Source organism: Escherichia sp. AM3, assembly GCF_032029835.1.
In the GTDB taxonomy this organism is placed as follows: Bacteria; Pseudomonadota; Gammaproteobacteria; order Enterobacterales; family Enterobacteriaceae; genus Escherichia; species Escherichia coli.
Window position 1 is genome coordinate 1 of sequence record NZ_JAVUPQ010000543.1, and the last position, 494, is coordinate 494.

At 52.2% G+C, this 494-nt stretch carries 1 pseudogene; it reads left to right on the forward strand.

Features of this window, described 5'->3' with window-relative positions:
* Positions 1 to 136: 136 nt before the first annotated feature.
* Positions 137 to 494: pseudogene (locus RTW80_RS27130) on the forward strand (glucose-1-phosphatase); the annotation flags it as partial.

Below are 494 nucleotides of genomic sequence, written 5' to 3' on the forward strand. Positions count from 1 at the left end.
GAGCAGCAGGCTGGCTGAAAATCCTATGGCCCGATATTGCGATTCGGGCCTTTCCTTTCTCTAAGCTGAATCTGGCGCATAGCTAAAGTTTCTCTTTCCCGCTACAGTTACTTTTCCACGGCGAAAGGAGATAAACATGCTTTATATCTTTGACTTAGGAAATGTAATCGTCGATATCGATTTTAACCGGGTGCTGGGCGCATGGAGCGATTTTAGCCGTGTTCCGCTGGCGACGTTAAAGCAGAATTTCGCGATGGGTGAGACTTTCCATCTGCACGAGCGCGGTGAGATCAGCGATGAAGCGTTCGCAGAGCGTTTCTGTCAGGAAATGGGTCTCTCGTTAAGCTACGAGCAGTTTTCCCACGGCTGGCAGGCCATATTTGTCGCGATCCGCCCCGAAGTGATCGACATCATGCACAAGCTGCGCGAGCAGGGGCATCGTGTCGTCGTCCTGTCGAATACCAACCGCCTGCATACCACCTTCTGGCCGGATG